The sequence below is a fragment of the Pseudooceanicola lipolyticus genome, from assembly GCF_002786325.1.
GTDB lineage: Bacteria > Pseudomonadota > Alphaproteobacteria > Rhodobacterales > Rhodobacteraceae > Pseudooceanicola_C > Pseudooceanicola_C lipolyticus.
In genome coordinates, this window is the sequence record NZ_PGTB01000407.1 from 1 (window position 1) to 730 (window position 730).

2 protein-coding genes are annotated in these 730 nt (G+C 68.6%); both read right to left on the minus strand.

The features are described from left to right. Positions 1-133 (minus strand): SDR family NAD(P)-dependent oxidoreductase (locus CVM52_RS26275; protein ID WP_133120024.1); only part of this gene is annotated, 133 nt, incomplete at its 3' end. 82 nt (positions 134-215) lie between these two features. Then, on the minus strand, positions 216-730 hold a 515-nt coding region (locus CVM52_RS26280; protein WP_133120025.1), incomplete at its 5' end, for an ACP S-malonyltransferase.

Below are 730 nucleotides of genomic sequence, written 5' to 3' on the forward strand. Positions count from 1 at the left end.
CCTGCAGCGGCTCGACCCGCGTGCCCGACAGGCCCACCGTCGCCCCGGCGCCGTGCAGCGCCCGCGCAATCGCGCCGCCGATCCCGCCCGATGCGCCGGTCACCAGCGCGCATTTTCCCGTCAGATCGAACATTCCCTGATCCTCTTCTATTTATATCATCCGTGGCCAAGAGTTTTCAGGAAACTCTTGGCAAAACTTTCTTGAAAAGTTTTGCCTAGCCCAGCACGGCCTTCACCTCTTCGGGGGTGCCCACGGCGGTACAGGCGATTGTCCGGTCGATGCGCCGGATCATGCCGCTCAGCGCCTTGCCGGCGCCCAGTTCCCAGATCTCGTCGACCCCGGCCGCTGCCATCGCCGCGACGCTTTCGCGCCAGCGCACCGCGCCGGTCACCTGCTCGATCAGCAGCCGCCGGATCTCGTCGGGATCCGAGACCGGCGCGGCAACCACATTGGCCACCACCGGCACCGCCGGCGCCTTGATCTCGACCTCGGCCAGCGCGCTGGCCATGACCTCGGCCGCCGGCGCCATCAGCGCGCAATGGAACGGCGCGCTGACCGGCAGCATCACCGCCCGCTTGGCACCTTTTTCCTTGGCCAGTTCCACCGCGCGCTCCACCGCCGCCTTGTGGCCCGACACCACCACCTGCGCCGGGTCGTTGTCATTGGCCGCCTCGCAAACCTCGCCCTGTGCCGCCTCGGCCGCCACCGCGCGCACCGCCTCCAGGTCCA